11 protein-coding genes are annotated in these 16,276 nt (G+C 43.2%); 6 read left to right on the top strand and 5 right to left on the bottom strand.

What is annotated here, in order from left to right; genetic code table 11:
- Positions 1-301: 301 nt before the first annotated feature.
- Positions 302-2,038: an ABC transporter ATP-binding protein gene (locus IGJ42_RS06070; RefSeq protein ID WP_086332240.1), complete on the bottom strand. Its 1,737-nt coding sequence runs from the start codon at positions 2,036-2,038 to the stop codon at positions 302-304.
- Positions 2,039-2,282: 244 nt separating this feature from the next.
- Here IGJ42_RS06070 and IGJ42_RS06065 point away from each other — a divergent pair, with 244 nt between their 5' ends.
- Positions 2,283-3,017 carry an HAD family hydrolase gene (locus tag IGJ42_RS06065; protein ID WP_034872213.1) on the top strand — a complete coding sequence of 245 codons (735 nt, stop codon included), beginning with the start codon at positions 2,283-2,285 and terminating at the stop codon, positions 3,015-3,017.
- A 47-nt stretch (positions 3,018-3,064) separates the two neighbouring features.
- On the opposite strand, the gene IGJ42_RS06060 is transcribed toward IGJ42_RS06065, so the two are convergent.
- From IGJ42_RS06060 to IGJ42_RS06050, 3 genes are read right to left on the bottom strand one after another with little or no spacing between them, the layout of a single operon-like run.
- Positions 3,065-6,229, bottom strand: coding sequence for a DEAD/DEAH box helicase (locus tag IGJ42_RS06060; protein WP_086332239.1), 3,165 nt, complete (start codon positions 6,227-6,229; stop codon positions 3,065-3,067).
- A gap of 16 nt (positions 6,230-6,245) precedes the next feature.
- Positions 6,246-9,374 carry an AAA family ATPase gene (locus tag IGJ42_RS06055; RefSeq protein ID WP_086332238.1) on the bottom strand — a complete coding sequence of 1,043 codons (3,129 nt, stop codon included), beginning with the start codon at positions 9,372-9,374 and terminating at the stop codon, positions 6,246-6,248.
- A gap of 2 nt (positions 9,375-9,376) precedes the next feature.
- Positions 9,377-10,498 (bottom strand): exonuclease SbcCD subunit D, encoded by a 1,122-nt coding sequence (locus IGJ42_RS06050; RefSeq protein ID WP_005236763.1) that lies wholly within the window; start codon positions 10,496-10,498, stop codon positions 9,377-9,379.
- 254 nt (positions 10,499-10,752) lie between these two features.
- Here IGJ42_RS06050 and anmK point away from each other — a divergent pair, with 254 nt between their 5' ends.
- From anmK to IGJ42_RS06035, 3 genes are all read left to right on the top strand, one after another.
- Complete coding sequence (anmK, locus tag IGJ42_RS06045) at positions 10,753-11,913, top strand: anhydro-N-acetylmuramic acid kinase AnmK (protein ID WP_086332237.1); 1,161 nt, start codon at positions 10,753-10,755, stop codon at positions 11,911-11,913.
- Between the two features lie 21 nt (positions 11,914-11,934).
- On the top strand, positions 11,935-13,230 hold the full coding sequence (locus IGJ42_RS06040; protein WP_008379718.1) for a PTS sugar transporter subunit IIC: 1,296 nt from the start codon (positions 11,935-11,937) through the stop codon (positions 13,228-13,230).
- A gap of 118 nt (positions 13,231-13,348) precedes the next feature.
- Positions 13,349-14,440: a DUF871 domain-containing protein gene (locus IGJ42_RS06035; protein WP_086332236.1), complete on the top strand. Its 1,092-nt coding sequence runs from the start codon at positions 13,349-13,351 to the stop codon at positions 14,438-14,440.
- A gap of 53 nt (positions 14,441-14,493) precedes the next feature.
- On the opposite strand, the gene IGJ42_RS06030 is transcribed toward IGJ42_RS06035, so the two are convergent.
- On the bottom strand, positions 14,494-15,129 hold the full coding sequence (locus IGJ42_RS06030) for a lysophospholipid acyltransferase family protein (RefSeq protein WP_005229679.1): 636 nt from the start codon (positions 15,127-15,129) through the stop codon (positions 14,494-14,496).
- A 137-nt stretch (positions 15,130-15,266) separates the two neighbouring features.
- On the opposite strand from IGJ42_RS06030, the gene IGJ42_RS06025 reads away from it, so the two are divergent.
- Positions 15,267-16,001 (top strand): tRNA1(Val) (adenine(37)-N6)-methyltransferase, encoded by a 735-nt coding sequence (locus IGJ42_RS06025; protein WP_005236774.1) that lies wholly within the window; start codon positions 15,267-15,269, stop codon positions 15,999-16,001.
- Positions 15,991-16,269, top strand: coding sequence for a GIY-YIG nuclease family protein (locus IGJ42_RS06020; protein ID WP_005236776.1), 279 nt, complete (start codon positions 15,991-15,993; stop codon positions 16,267-16,269). Before IGJ42_RS06025 ends, IGJ42_RS06020 begins: the two co-directional genes overlap by 11 nt.
- Positions 16,270-16,276 lie beyond the last annotated feature (7 nt).

Below are 16,276 nucleotides of genomic sequence, written 5' to 3'. Positions count from 1 at the left end.
GGAAACGACAGGGCTACAATAAAAATATATGTTATTTTTTCCAGAGAAGATTCTCAACCAATGTCTTCATTCTTGATTCCATTGTATCACATTCCTTTTTAATCAGAAAACCATACAAGCATTTCTGTCATAATCGACAATAAAACAGTAGGAGAAATGAATATCTGCTTATAAATGAAAAGGGTTTCTCACAAAAATTTAGTGAAAAAAGATCAACCTAAGAAACCCGTCTTTTATGCTTTTTCCTGACAAAGTATAAAAAGACTAGTGTTTTCTTGGATTGATCGTTCATTTCTTTCTTCTAAGGAAGAGAAGGTTCTCCATCACGAGCGAATTGCGCATCATGCAATGCGCGATAATGTCCCTTTTTCGCCATCAAATCTTCATGGGTCCCCTCTTCTAAGATGCCTTTATCACTAACGACAATGATGCGTGTCGCATGTTTGATCGTTGCGAGGCGATGGGCAATGATCAAGGTTGTACGGCCATCTGCCAAAGAATTCAATGACTCTTGAATCACTTGCTCGGTTTCCGTATCCAACGCTGATGTTGCTTCATCTAATATCAAAATCGGCGGGTTTTTTAAGAACATCCGAGCAATCGCTACCCGCTGCTTTTGACCACCGGATAATTTGACTCCTCGTTCACCGATGACCGTATCTAACCCATCCGTCATTTGATCGATGACCTTTTCTAAGTGTGCTAATTTGACTGCCTTTAAAATCTCTTCTTCTGTTGCATCAAGTTTGCCATAAGCAATATTTTCTCGAATCGTTCCCGGGAAAAGAAAGACATCTTGCTGCACAGTCCCAATCTGCTGACGTAAAGAAGCCAGGGTCATCTCCTGAATATTGATGCCGTCAATCGTAATGGCGCCTTCAGTGACTTCATAAAAACGCGGCAACAAGTTGCATAACGTGGTTTTCCCTGAGCCACTTTGCCCGACGAAGGCGATCGTCTCGCCAGCTTTGATCGATAAATCGATGTGATTCAAGACTTTCGTCGCATCCGCATAGGAAAAAGAAACATCTTGGTAGACGATATCCCCTTTTAATGATTGAACAGCCCGTGCCCCTGGTTTGTCTTTGATCGTCGGTTCTTTATCCAATTCTTCGGTCAATCGTTTGAAGCCAGCGATGCCTTTCGGATAGCTTTCAATCATCGTATTGACCTTCTCAATTGGTCTAACAAAGACATTCGATAATAAAATAAACCCAACAAACTGGCCATTCGTCAGTTCACCACGAATTACGTAGTAAGCACCAAAAATCAGAGCAAACAAGTTGATCAAGCGAATCAGAAAGTAATTATACGCTGAACTGATCGCCATTACCTTATAAAAAAGGATCTTCGATTGCCGATAGATTTCGCTCAATCCATCAAAGCGTTTATGTTCGAACGTTTCATTAGCAAACGATTGGGTCACTCGAATGCCGCTAACAGATGCTTCCACTCCGGCGTTGAACTCACCGAGGTTGTCATAGATCTGTGTATTGACTTTGGTCATTTTCTTATTGAAAAAAACCAAGGCAATCGTAATCAATGGAATCAACGCAAATGTCGCTATCGCTAATTGAACGTGCATATTCAACATCAATAGGAATGCCCCCACCAAAGTCATGATAGTAATAAAAACATCTTCTGGCCCATGGTGAGCGACTTCAGAGATTTCAAAGAGATCCGTGGTCAAGCGACTGATCAGCTTGCCGGTCTTTTGATTGTCATAATATTCAAAAGATTGGGTCTGCAGATGTCGAAACAGTTCTTGACGCATATCTGTCTCAATATTGACCCCAAGTTTATGACCATAAAAAACCACGATATATTGCAACACAGTATTGATCACATAAAACAAGAACAAGCCTAAGCAAGCCAATAGTATCAAGCGAAAGTTGTTCTGGGGCATGATCTTATCGATTACTTGGTTGACGGCAACGGGAAAGGCCAGTTCTAATAAACCAGCAAATACCGCACAAGTAAAATCTAGCATAAATAGTGACCGATACGGTCGATAATAACGAAAAAACCTTTTTAACACATTTCCCCCTCCTCAATAGCTTTCATTATAAGCAACTCTTTGAAGAAATGCAAAATGAGAAACATGTGAAAATGGGTAAAATTCACTATAATTTTGAAAACGTATCAAGACGCGGATTTCTAAAAACAGTAAATAAAACCTTTATTTCACAAGGTTTTTCCTCTTTTTTTTAGAGTCATAATGGCTTATGATTGATTCGAAAACAAACTGAAAATTTTCACTAACTTTGAAAGGCGTGTCTCTTTTGATCACTAGTATTCTTTTTGATGTCGATGATACCTTATATGACCAGCAACAACCATTTCGTAATGCCATAACCTCATGCTTTCCACAAATTGCCCGCAAGGACCTAACCGCTCTTTATTTGCGTTTTCGCGTACATAGCGATGAACAGTTTGGAAGGGTATTGGCGAATGAATGGACGCTGGAGCATTTTCGTTATTACCGGCTGACTCATTCTCTAACGGACTTAGGTTATTTCTCTATTACTATGGAAGAGAGCTGCCAGTTTCAGCTGTGCTATGAACAAGAACTAGATGCTATCACGCTACATCCGGAAGTTGAGTCAACCTTGAGTTATTTGTCCAAATTGCCAATCAAATTAGGAATTATTACTAACGGTCCCACCGACCACCAACAAAAGAAGTTGAATCAGTTGCAACTGACTCGATGGATCAAACCAGAGCATATGATCATTTCACAAGCAACCGGTTATCAGAAACCAGAGCTAGAAATTTTCCAATTGGCAGAAACCGCCTTTGCTCTTGATCCAGAAACAACACTGTACGTAGGTGACAACTTTGATAATGATGTAGTGGGCTGCAAAAAAGCCGGTTGGCAAGCCTTGTGGTTCAATCATCGTCTTCGTCAGGCGCCTAATGGATTGGAAGATTTACCCGATGTGTCGATCACTGCTTTCTCGCAGCTCCAAGAAAGTATTGACGCCCTCTTGCAGCTTCCTGCATACGCCTATAACTAAAAAAACATGGACCTTCGCTTCAAGCGGGTCCATGTTTTTTTGAATGCTTAATTTTCTTCGCCGATACTCAAAATTAAGCGAATATCTTCTTCGGTCATTTGTTGAAGCTGGGTTTCATTGCCTTGAATCACTTTTTGGAAAAGCTCACGCTTTTCTTGTTGCAATGCATCCATTCGTTCTTCAATGGTTCCTTCGGCGATCATTCGCCAGACTTCGACTACATTTTTTTGACCGATCCGATGGGCTCGTCCAGCGGCTTGTTCTTCCACTGCCGGGTTCCACCATAAATCGTATAAAATCACTGTATCTGCACCAGTCAGATTTAGTCCAGTTCCTCCTGCTTTTAATGAGATCAAGAAGACATCTTTTTCGCCACTATTAAAAGCATTGACCATCGTCAAACGATCTTGCGGCGGTGTGCTGCCACGCAAATAGAAGGATTCAAACCCTTCCTGGGCTAATTCTTCTTCAATGATCGAAAGCATACTGGTGAACTGAGAAAATAGCAGGACACGACGGCCATTTTCTTTGGCTGCTAAGAGTAAATCTTTGACCTGTTCAAGTTTCCCAGAAGACCCTCCGTAGTCCTCCACGAATAATCGAGGGTCACAGCAGATTTGCCGTAGACGAGTCAAGCCAGCCAAAATACTGATCCGATTTTTGCGGAAAGACGTAGAATCCATTTGCGCGATTTCTTCTCGCATTTGTCGCAAATACGCCAAATAAATTTTCTTTTGTTCCTCTGTTAGGACACTGTAATAATTTGTTTCCAGCTTTTGCGGCAAATCATGTAACACAGATTTTTTATCTCTTCGCAAAATGAAGGGTTTGATCATTTTTGCAATTTCCTGTGTAGATAGTTCCTTAAATTTCTGCTTGTTGGGGAAAAAGCCTGGCATAATCATTTGGAACAAGGACCACAATTCTTCTAAATTGTTCTCGATCGGTGTGCCACTGAGGGCGAACCGCTGCGGAACTTCCAAGGATCGCAATGCCTGTGCCGTTTTGGTCGCGCTGTTTTTGACCATCTGTGCTTCATCTAAAATCAAACACGATAGCTCTAGTGCTTGATAGGCATCAATGTCCTGACGCAAGCTTGCATAAGAAGTAATTCGGACGTCCGCTGATTGCGCCATCTGCGCTTCTCGCTCTTCTTTCGTTCCACTGATGACAGTCGCTGAAATTGAAGGTGCGAACCGTTTGATTTCTTGCTGCCAGTTGAATGTTAGACTGGCTGGCGCCACGATCAACGCATTCAATTTTTGATGCTCTTGTTTCTCAGAAAGCAAATAGCTAATGGTTTGGACGGTCTTCCCTAACCCCATTTCATCAGCAAGAATGCCGCCAAATTGATAATGGCTCAACATTTTTAGCCAACGAAAGCCAACTTCTTGGTACTGCCGCAACTCAGCATGCAAGTTGTCTGGCAACTGTGCCTCAAAGTTTTCTGGATGGATCAAATCTTCCGTCATTTGCTGAAAGCCTGTACTAAAACTCGCTTGATCGGCAAACTGTTCTTGCAGTAATAGCCCTTGATTCAATGGGACTTGGATTGCCCCGTTTTTCGTATCTAACGATAGCCGTAATTTTTTGAGGGCAGCACTTGCTTCTTGAAACTCTTCCGACTCCAGCGAAAGAACTTGCCCATTTTCTGTGGTATAAAATTGCGCAGATTGCAACAGACTCCGCAAAACATCGTTGATCTCTGATTCTTGAATGCCGCTAACATCAAACTTGATATCCAACCAAGAACCATTCTCTTCAATCACGATTTCTGGTCGATGATGCTGGGCATCAAGGTAGAGTTCCCTCAGCTTCTTGCCGATCCGCACTTCCCCTAATTGTCTCAAGACCGGGATCTCTCTCGTAAAAAAGGTATAGAGTTGCTCACCTAGCGGTAGATTTTTTTGCCAATTTTTGCTGCTGGCTTGATAGCCAAAGGTTTCAATAATGGCTTCGATCCGTGCTTCTTGTTGGAAATCACGTAAAATCTCTGGATGATTTTCTGGCATGTATTGATGTTTTTCATCACTTGAAAAAACGACTTCTCCATAAGTAAAATCAACTTGTAGATCTACTTGACCTTTGATTTTCCGCAAGGAGAAAACTGCTTTCAATTCAGATTCTTCGATGTCATTTTGAACCTCAGGAGCCACTTGGACACGCCCAATTTTTCGCAAATAAGGCAAAACTTTCATAAAGAGATTCGCCAGCTCTTCTTTTGGATAATCAATGATTGGCTGTTCAAAACGTTTAAACAGCTGCTGCATCGTGACATAGATCTCCTTTTGCTCGACAGTCAATTCATAAAATGTTCCGTCCAACAGCCCCCAGTTATAATAACTAAGTAAGTGGTCGAAGTCTTTTACGAACTGCAGCGGAAAATGATCCGCTTCTTTTGTAACTGAAAACGTCAATGGTTCCCCCGATTGGAAGTCTACTTGGCTGACCTTGGTTTCACCAATGGTGATTTGCGTGTAGACATCATTGAATTGCAATAGCAGTTCCTTGCCGAATTCAACGGGCAGAAGCAAGTATTTTTTATCAAGTTTGCCATTGATTTGAATGCCCGCTTGCCCCATTAATTGTTGGGTTTGCGCGATTCCTGTCAATCGATTCAATAAAGCTCGATTTTTCTCATCAAAGGCATCCGCAGAAAGCAAAAAGGTCTGTTGCTTATTGGCCGCATAGTGCTTGTTCTCTTGATACATCTGTAAAAATTTATAAATGTTTTTGACGACATAGGTCCTGGCCGTGCCGCGATGCCCGACCTTCAAAGAGACCCCTAAAATATCCATCTCTTGGTGATAAGGATTTGTCGCAATCGTATCTACCCGAAATTCAATCTGTAATGGTTTACTCGCTTCCTTTTCGCTGTCTAAGCGAGCAAAACCATTGGAAAACATCTCTGAAGCAGAAAAGGCTTTTTTGATGGGGGTTTGTTCATTGATTTTCCGTGTTTTTCCTTGTTGGCGTAAATAGAGTTCGACGGCCACCGTATGTTTGCAATAATGATGTTCTTCCCAATAGGGACATTGGCAATAATCCACTTCTTTGGCAGTAGCATCCAAAGTAACTAAATACAATTCTGTTCCGAGTACTTCTGCATGCCACACATTTTTTTCTTTATCCGGGGTGACAGACAGGACACGGCCTTCATTAAGATACGTTCTCCCCCGCTCGATTACTTTTTCTGGAATACTCCACTTCATAAGAGCCCTCCTCTCCTTATTCTTTTATTCGGATCCGGCTTTGCCCGCTGCCGTTGGTTTCTACGAAAACTTGCTGCAGGATCCTTGCCCGCAGTTCTCGAACATGACTGATGATCCCAATCATGCGCCCTTCATTTTCGATCATTTCTAATGCTTCCATCGCCATTTCTAATGATTCTTCATCAAGCGAGCCAAACCCTTCATCGATGAAAAGTGCTTCGATCTCAATCCCGCCAGCTCGTTGCTGGATCACATCTGCTAAAGAGATTGCTAACGCTAAGGCTGCAATAAAGCTTTCACCGCCTGACAGTGTATGTGCTCTTCTGACTTGACCAGCATTATCGTCATAGATGTCAATTTCTAAGCCTGTTGAGCTTCGATAGCTCCCAACTTTATCCGCTAATTCAAATTGATAGCGGCCACGAGTCAACCGAGCCAAGCGTTCATTGGCGACTTCTAAGATCTCTGTCAGAAATTGCTGCAGTACATACCGTTCCAAGCTGGTTTTTTTGACGTTTTCGCCGTTGATGGTTTCTGCCAACTGCTGAAGTTGGCCTAATTGGGCCAGTTCTTCGACATTTTGCTGATAAATGACCTGCAGCTCGTCAAACAACCGTTGATTGCCGTTGACTTTCTCCTGTTTGCGAACTGTTTCTTGCTGTAGTTCCTCCATCACGGTCTGCAACTGAAGGTAGTCAGCTTCCAATTGGTTTAAATCAATCGCAGCTTGCTCTTTTAACTGTGCATCTAACAATGCTAGCCGTTGCTGAACAAACACCGTTTCTTGCTCATAGGTTTTGATTTCTTCTGAGAGAACGGTTGTTTGAGCGGCTTGGGCAATCAATTCCCGCATCGTTTCCTCAGTCATACCAGCTTCTTGAAGTCGCTGCGTCAGTCGTTGTTCTGCTTTTGTCTTAGCCGCTTGCTTTTGTTCAAAAAATTGCTGCAGATTTTTCAGCTTCTCTGAAAGAATCGCTTGCTGTTCGTTTAGCTGCGCTTCTTGTCGGGCATCAGCCTCAATTTGTTGCGTATATTCCCTCAGTAAACCATTGGTTTTTGCTAAATCGGCTTGTAATTGTTCATACGTTGCGCCTGCAAGTTGTTCCTGTAAAGAAGCCAATTTCCCCTCCGCAAGCTGGCGCGCTTCTTGGGCTTTTTTCGCTTGCTCACTGACTTGCTGATAGGACTCATTTAACGTTGCTAATTTCTCATTTACTGCCTGATGTTTCTTCTGCGCGTCTTCATAAGAAGCGGCTTTTTGTTGATTGAAAGATTGCCGTTTCTTTAGTTCCGCTACCGCCGTTTCCTCGGTAATCGTCTCTTGGTTTTCTATCGGCTGCAAGGCAGCAAATGCCTGTTGAACTGCAGTCCAAGCGAATGCCACTTGCTTCTGCGCAGCAACACTGGTGGCTTGCCATTCGCTGATTCGCAATGTGGCTTGCTCCTGCAGCGTTTGATTTGCCGATACTTGCTGCTGGATCTTCGTCAATTTTTCTTGTGTTTGCTCAAGTCTTTGTTCACTGGCAATGATGTCTTCGATGCGATAGGTCGTGTGCTCCTGTGTATTCGGATGATCCAATGATCCGCAAACCGGACAGGGTTCATTTTCTTCCAGCAAAAGACGAAGCCGAGCAATTTGCATTCGAGCATTTTGACTGGTTTCTTGTTTTAACGTTTTTTGCAGCTCCAGCAAGGATGCTGCTAATTGCTGTTTTTCAAGAACCAACTCCGAATGAATTTGTTGCTGTTCCCCTGCTTTTTGCTCGGCTTCACGAAACTGCGCTTTTGCTTGCTGCCATTTTTCTACCAGAGCCTGCGTTTCTACTAATTTCACCGCTTCTGCTTGAAACCCTCGCAATGCTTCGATTTCTTCTGCCAGATGCTGCGCTTGCGCTTTGGCACTTGCTTGCGCTTGGTTTATCTTCGTTAATTCGGTGGTCTGTTTTTGTGCGGCTTTTTCAAGTTGCACCACTTCTTCTTGCTGCGCTTGTGTGCGCTGTGCTAGCGGGATCTGCTGCTGGATTCGTTGAACTTTTTGACTAGCAGCTTCCTGTTTTTTCTTGATGCCGTCAATCAACGCTCGTTGGTCTTGCCAGCTTACTTGTTGCTGCTGAATTTCTTGCAGCTGCTGCTTTGTTTCGTTGATTTGCTGAGTAGCTTGCTGTGCTTCTTTCACTCGTTCTTCTTTTTGCTGCATGATTTCTTGATGTTCAAGCGCCCACACCAACTGGTTCAACTGGGCTTTTTTCTGAGCGATCTCGGTTTTTTTAGCATGCAGCTCTCGGGCTTTTTCTTGTAGACCTTGCCATTCGATCCGTGCATTTTCAATTTCTTTTGCACGGTAAAAAGCGTCTTGCGCAGCTTTCATTTCTTGGATCGCTTGGTCTTTTTTGTGCAATAACTGCTGAAGCTGCGCCTGTTGTTTTTCTAAATCCTGCGCCCACAAAGTAAGACCTTCCGCAACCGTTAAAACCTCCTGCGCTTCTTCCCATTCAAAGCGCTCCATGATTTGCGAGGCGAGCAGCTGCTGATGCTCAAGCTTTTTACTTTGTGCTTTGACTTGCTCTTTCAACCATTCATTAAATTGTTGATACATTTCCGTGCCAAATAAATTCCGTAAAACGCGTTCTTTCTCATTGCTGCTGGCAATCAAAAAATTACGAAATTCTCCTTGCGGCAACATCATGATTTGAAAAAACTGTTTGGCATCCAGCTGCAGCAGATCCTTGATAAATGCATCAACCTCTGTCCGTTTACTGATCTGCTTTTTCTCTTTGCCCTCGGCGTCAAAAATTGTCAGCTGGACTTTTGCCGTTTGGTTGGTGACCCCGTCACCACGTTTTTTTGCTAAGGTCTGTTCCGGTTTCCGTTGGATCTGGTAAGTAAAACGCTGATGTTCAAAAGTAAAGGTGACGCTGGTCTCTTCGGTTGGTGAAGCAAACATCGATCGCATTTCTTTGCCTGAGCGCAGATTCCCCGATGTTTCACCGAACAAGGCAAACGTCATTCCATCGAAAATCGTCGTTTTTCCTGCACCAGTTTTACCGCTGATCAAAAACAACCCGCCAGCTTGCAGCTGACTAAAATCCAATTTTTCATCAATGAATGGACCAAAATTTTTCATTTGTAAAGACTTCGGTTGCATGACTATTCCCTCTTTTCCACGACAAATGCTTCATTTAATCCTTGTTCGATCCATTTGGTTTGTGAATCGAGCAATGAATCTCCCGTCATTTCTTGAAAAAAATGACTGATCAAGGTCTGCGGGTCGGTTTCTCGTGTCGTTAGCTGTCTTTTTTTCGTCTGTTCTCGTCCATTCAACCGTTCGACAGACAAAATAAATGGATAGATTTTTCGCAACTGATTCATCATATTTGGAATCACAGCACGATCCGTCAGCAGAAAATGCCAAAACGCCTCACGATCCAGATCACGGTAAAAAACCGGATCGATCAACTCCTCAAAGGACGCCGTCAGCTGCTGGATATCCCTTTTTGGTGTCAATGGAATAAATTCATTGGTATCTTTTACGGTATCAATAAGATAGATCCCTTTTTGGTTCGTCCGTTCAGAAAGGGAAAATTTCAGTGGTGAGCCGCTGTACCCGATCTTTGGGTGTTTGAGAGCCGTATTGGCATGTAAATGGCCTAAAACAACCCGATCAAAAGGCGCAAAAGCGGTGGTCGGTACGCTGTCCAATCCGCCAACTTGAATTTTTGTTTCTGAATCTGTTTGGCTAGAACCCGCCACAAAGAAATGGGTCACTAGCACTTGCTTTTTGGACGAGTCAAAGTTCTTGGTCATCTCCTCAATGACTCTTTGGACACTATCAGAAATCTTCATTAATGGTTCATCAAAAAACAAGCGGGCCTCGATGGGTTCGAAATACGGTAGTAAAAAGAATTGTGTATCGTCAAACTCAACCGGGTGCAAACTTTGTTCGATGCTGGTGGACAGGTAAAAGCGTGTTTGTTGAAACCACTGACTGCCGGTTTCTAAACGAGTTGGACTATCATGATTTCCTGAGATAGCCAATAATGGCAGTTCATTCGTTAAATTGATTTCAGCGATTTTTTCATTTAGTAATTTGACTGCATCAACAGCAGGAACCGAACGATCATAAAGGTCCCCCGCAATGACGATGGCATCGACCTTTTCTGCTCTTGCTAGCGCTATGATTTGATCAATGATTGCTCGTTGGTCTTCCAGCAGATCATAGCCATGTAGTTTTTTTCCGATGTGCCAATCAGCTGTATGTATAAAGCGCATTTCTTCACCTTCTTAAAAAATATCCTTCCAATCATTATACCACTTTCCCTGATCGTTAGACATCTCTCTTCCAGCGAAATTTCATTTACCACCCATTTTTGATAAAAATAGCGAACACCTAACATCATTATGTTGAAATGTTTTTTCAATTATAAATTTATATCTTGAAATATAATTACACTTCATTTACAATGAGTGTGAAATCGAATTCAACAATCGCTTTCATCACTATTCTAAAAGAAAGGAGAAAAGATATGCTTGCAATAGGACTCATGTCAGGAACCAGTTTGGATGGAATCGACGCTGCTTTAGTAAAAATCAACGGCTGCGGTACCGAAACTGACGTCCAGCTGATGGAAATGCTCACACTGCCCATTGGTGAAGAATTGAAGGAACGAATAAAAACTGCTTGTGATCCGGTGGAATCAAATGTTCCCCTCATCTGCCAATTAAATACTGAATTAGGGTATCAATTTTTGAAAGCGTGTCAAATCCTCTGCCAAAAAGCCGGTATTGAAGAAAAAAGCATTGATTTTGTTGCCAGCCACGGACAAACGATCTGGCACTCCCCCGATGCTGATCCAGCGAATAACAGCACCTTGCAAATTGGCGAACCTTCGATTATTGCTTATGGCTTACAAACGAAAGTCGTCGCCGATTTCCGAGTGATGGATATGGCTGCTGGCGGGCAAGGAGCGCCCCTTGTACCTTATACGGACTATCTGCTTTATCAATCAGGCGATAAAAATCGCTTATTGCAAAATATTGGCGGCATCGGCAACGTTACGGTTCTGCCTAAAAATGGTGGCTTAAGCGAATTATATGCTTTTGATACAGGTCCAGGAAACATGGTCATCGATGAACTAATGGTTCAGCTATTCGGTCAGCCTTATGATGCGTTTGGTGAAACAGCCCGAGCGGGAGCAATTATACCCACCTTGCAAAAGGAATTAAGAACTCATTTTTATTTGTCCCAGCAACCGCCGAAAAGCACTGGACGTGAACAATTTGGCAAACATTTTGTGCAGCAGCTAATGACCGAATATCCCCAAGTAGCATCGGAAGACTTGGTGAGAACTTTAACCGATTTCACCGCATTTTCCATTGCTGACAGTTACCAAAGGTTCATTTTCCCTCAGTTGGGAACAAATGATATTGAAGTGATTCTTTCAGGTGGTGGCGCCCATAACCATCTGCTGATTGAGATGATCAAAGGCTATTTACCCGAAACAGTAGCCGTTGTAACACAAGATGACATTGGCGGTTCGAACGATGCCAAAGAAGCGGTGGCTTTCGCCATCTTAGGAAATGAAACCCTTCACAGCCGTGTCAACAATGCCCCTGCAGCAACCGGGGCAGCCCAAGGCGTGATTTTAGGAAAAATCATTCCGAATCCATGGGAAACAAAAATGTAAAACATCTTAGGAGGATAAACCATGTTAGATAAATTCACTCAGTTCATCGAACGCCATCTGGCAGGACCGATGGAAAAACTTGGCAGCCAGCGTCATTTGCGAGCGGTTCGTGACGGGATCGTTTCAACATTGCCATTGATTATCGTCAGTTCGTTCTTTATGATTTTAGCCTTTCCACCGCTGCCTCAAAGTTGGGGCATCTATCAATTCTTGTCTAGCAATGCCACAACCATCTTATTGCCTTATCGAATGACGATGTACATTATGAGCTTGTATGCTGCATTCGGGATCGGATACAGTCTTTCTCGCTCTTATAAGCTTGATGGTCTTTCAGGCGGGATCTTAGCAACGACCGCCTTCTTACTGACCTTCACCCCGGTCAATATCCCAGCAGAAGCGTTGGATGCAGCTGGAACGGTCGGTTTTGTCTTGCCAATGGCCAATTTAGGGAGTGCTGGTATGTTCGTGGCGATCATCACCTCGATTCTTGCCGTTGAAATCTATCGGTTAACGGACAAATCGAAATTCAAAATCACGATGCCAGAACAAGTCCCACCTGCAGTTGCTCGCTCTTTTGAAGCCTTGACTCCCACTTTAGTGATCATTTTAGGAATGGGCGCGATCACTTACTATATCGGTTTTGACTGGCACACGATCGTGGCAAAAGTCGTCGATCCTTTAGTCAGTGCCGCAGATACCTTGCCAAGTGTGCTTTTGATCACCTTCTTGACGACCTTCTTCTGGTCATTCGGGATCCATGGTGCTTCTATCGTTGGTTCACTGGCTCGTCCATTATGGTTACAGTTGTTAGAAGGAAATACAACAGCGCTTGCATCGGGAGATATGATTCCCAATATTGCAGCCGAACCATTTTATCAATGGTTCATCTGGATTGGTGGGGCTGGTTCAACGATTGGTTTGGCTATTTTGTTAGCTTTTCGCACAAAATCGGAATTCGGTTCAAAACTAGGAAAAACAGCCTTAATTCCAGCTATTTTCAACATCAACGAACCACTGATTTTCGGTACACCGATCGTCTTGAATCCAATCTTGATCCCACCGTTCATCATTGCGCCTTTAATCAATGGTGTCATTGCATGGGTCGCCACCTCAGCAGGTTTAGTCAATGCCGTCACGGTCAATGCCCCTTGGACATTGCCTGGACCAATTGGTGCTTTCTTAGCGACTGGCGGCGATTGGCGTGCGATCGTGCTGAATGTTCTTTTGATTCTTTTATCGATTCTGATCTATTACCCATTCGTAAAAATCTATGACAAAAACGAATTGGAAAAAGAAAATCAACCAGTCACACAATAATTTGTTGATAAAGGTCGGACGAAGCACCCATCAAGACAATCGGAAGAAGCGCTCCACAGCAGCATTTTTCGATACTAAGAGGTGCTTCGTACGATTTTTTTAGAAAGAGGGAAAACCATTGAAACGAGAAATTGGCCTTTCGATTTACCCCGACCATAGCGATCCTTTACTGGATCAAGACTATTTAAAAAAAGCTGCTGCCCTTGGTTACTCTCGCTTATTTATGAGTATGCTAGAAGTCAGTGAAGGCAAAGAGACCGTCAGAAAAAAATTCTCTTCGATTATCGGGTTTGCCAAGAACCTTGGGTTTGAAACGATTTTAGATATTTCCCCAGCTGTTTTTAGTGATCTGGCGATCTCTTATGACGATCTAAGCTTCTTTGCAGAATTAGGTGCGGACGGTATCCGCTTGGATCAAGGGTTTGATGGCAGCAAAGAAGCCCAACTGACCTTCAATCCATTCGGCTTGGCGATTGAATTAAACATGAGTAATGATGTGAACTATTTAGAAAATATCCTTTCTTATCAAGCCAATGAACCTTTTTTATATGGCTGCCACAATTTTTACCCCCAACGAGGCACAGGCTTAACGGAGGCTTTTTTCCGCAACTGCAGTCAACGTTTTAAAAAATATGGGTTGAAAACAGCCGCCTTCATCACTAGTCAATCAGCCAAAATTGGCCCTTGGGAAGTCAATGATGGCCTGCCAACCTTAGAATCTTGTCGCGATTTACCTTTGGCGTTGCAAGGAAAGCTGCTTTTTGCTTCTGGGTTGATCGATACGGTGATTGTTGGCAATGCCTATGCGTCGGATGCAGAACTGAAAGCTCTGGCAACGATCGATCGCTACAAACTGACCTTTGGCGTTTCCGTAGAAGCAGAAGCCAGCGAAATCGAACGGAGGATATTAGCTGAAACCAATCATTTTCGTCGCGGTGACAGTAATGCGTTAGTCGCTCGGTCCACACAATCACGGGTGAAATACCGTCCCATCGAAAACCTCCCTCATACAAACCAAGAACCGTTTGCTTATGGGGACATCGTTATCGGCAATGATACCTTTGGTCAGTACAAAAACGAATTGCAGATCGTTTTGACCCCTCACCAAGACGCCCGAAAAAACAAAGTCGGTGCTATCCCAAAAGAGGAGTTGCCTTTGTTGGAATATTTGAAACCATGGACCAAATTTGCTTTCGAATTGTTGGATTAAATCATTAGAAAAAAGCCGCTGATCACAAAAGGATCAACGGCTTTTCTTAGGTATTAATCTTCTCTTTTGGACTCATCGATTTGATAAACAAATGACGGATCGATCGCTTGATCCAGTGTGTCAAATGCACCTTGTATGCGCCGTTCCACTTCCGCCAAGCCCTCTTTGTCCATCTTTTTGATGTCACTGATATCGATTGGCTCCCCAAAACGGACAGTCACTCGCTTGCGTTTAAATAAATCCTTTAATGTCAGCGGTCCTTGATAAACAGAGGGAACGATCTTGACTTTGGCCATTTTCGCGATCAACGCCATGCCACCTTTTAAGGCCGTTGCATGTCTCGTACCACTTGGGAACATGATCAAGCTAAGATCGGTTTCCTTCAAGATTTTGACTGGCGTCTTTACCGCGCTCGGTCCTGGTTTGTCCCGTTTGACTGGAAAAGCATTGGCATGAATCAAAATGAACCGTAAAATCGGGTTTTTGAACAGCTCTTCTTTCGCCATAAAACTGAATTTCTTTGGCCGAGCAGCCACTGCTAGGTACAATGGATCCCACCAGGTTCGGTGAGGAGCCACTAAAATATAGTTTTCATTTTTAGGTAAAACCTCTTTGTTTTGATAACGAGCATTGCCGTTGATCAAAAATAATACTACGCGAACCACACCGCGCATAAAGCGAAAAAACATACTCATTTTCCTTTCTATTTCTCTCCTATTCAAGTATGCAAAAAAACGGTTTAAATGACAAGCCTTTTTTAGCGTTTCCCATTATTCTTAATCGTAGTATAATACATTGAAATGAATTTAGAACAGGAGTATGCTTCATGTTGCAACCGAACGAACGCATTGACCAATTGTATGCCGATGACATCAAGATTATTCAGAGTTCCGAAGTTTTTTCTTTTTCATTAGATGCTGTCTTATTAGCCAATTACGCTAGAGTACCAAAAAGAGGTGTGATCGTTGACCTTTGTGCAGGGAATGGCGCAGTCGGTTTATTTATCAGCAGAAAAACGACTGCTCATATTTATCAGGTCGAATTGCAGGAACGCTTAGCGGATATGGCGCAGCGCAGTATCGAATTAAATGACTTGCAAGAACAGCTGACGGTCTATCCTATGGATTTGAAGAATCTCTTTCAAAAAATCAAACCTGATTCCGTCGATCTTTTGGTCTGCAATCCGCCTTACTTTAAAAATATACCGACGGCGATCAAAAACCCGAATCCTTATTTAGCGATCGCCCGGCACGAGATCACCACAAATTTAGATGAAGTGATCCAAACCGCCAGTAAAGCGTTAAAAATGAATGGAAGGTTTGCGATGGTTCATCGCCCGGATCGCTTTCTCGATATTTTGGACCATATGCGCACCCATCGAATCGCGCCAAAACGAGTCCGCTTCGTCTATCCGAAAGTAGGCAAAGAGGCCAATATTTTATTGATTGAAGGAATCAAGGATGGTAAGGCGGAAGGGTTTAAAATTGATTCTCCTCTCATTACCTATGATGAAACGGGCTCTTATAGTCCAGAAGTGAAGGCGATGCTCTATGGCTGCTGACAACCATTACTTTTATGTCTTACGTTGCAACGACCAATCCTTTTACGGCGGCTATACTACCGATTTGAGTCGCCGCTTATTAGAGCATAACAAAGGGATCGGGGCAAAATATACCCGTCCCGCTAGTCGCAGACCCTTGCAAATGATCCATGCGGAAAGCTTTTCCACTCGCAGTAAAGCCACTCAAGCAGAAGCCGCCTTCAAAAAATTGCCTCGCAAAAAGAAAGAGGACTACCTGATCAGTCATAGGAAAAGCAATGTTCTCTGACCAAGCA

Origin of the sequence: Enterococcus sp. DIV1067f (genome assembly GCF_050543505.1) — a bacterium.
In the GTDB taxonomy this organism is placed as follows: domain Bacteria; phylum Bacillota; class Bacilli; order Lactobacillales; family Enterococcaceae; genus Enterococcus_D; species Enterococcus_D entomosocium.
Note: the sequence above shows the minus strand (reverse complement) of the source record. Positions and strands in the feature narration are given on the sequence as shown.

What these genes read in the sequence shown, in the direction of transcription:
- IGJ42_RS06030 (WP_005229679.1), bottom strand. Translation starts at nt 15,129, where the DNA reads ATGTTTTTTCGCTTTATGCGCGGTGTGGTTCGCGTAGTATTATTTTTG.
- IGJ42_RS06040 (WP_008379718.1), top strand. Translation starts at nt 11,935, where the DNA reads ATGTTAGATAAATTCACTCAGTTCATCGAACGCCATCTGGCAGGACCG.
- IGJ42_RS06020 (WP_005236776.1), top strand. Translation starts at nt 15,991, where the DNA reads ATGGCTGCTGACAACCATTACTTTTATGTCTTACGTTGCAACGACCAA.
- IGJ42_RS06025 (WP_005236774.1), top strand. Translation starts at nt 15,267, where the DNA reads ATGTTGCAACCGAACGAACGCATTGACCAATTGTATGCCGATGACATC.
- IGJ42_RS06060 (WP_086332239.1), bottom strand. Translation starts at nt 6,229, where the DNA reads ATGAAGTGGAGTATTCCAGAAAAAGTAATCGAGCGGGGGAGAACGTAT.
- IGJ42_RS06050 (WP_005236763.1), bottom strand. Translation starts at nt 10,498, where the DNA reads ATGCGCTTTATACATACAGCTGATTGGCACATCGGAAAAAAACTACAT.
- anmK (WP_086332237.1), top strand. Translation starts at nt 10,753, where the DNA reads ATGCTTGCAATAGGACTCATGTCAGGAACCAGTTTGGATGGAATCGAC.
- IGJ42_RS06055 (WP_086332238.1), bottom strand. Translation starts at nt 9,374, where the DNA reads ATGCAACCGAAGTCTTTACAAATGAAAAATTTTGGTCCATTCATTGAT.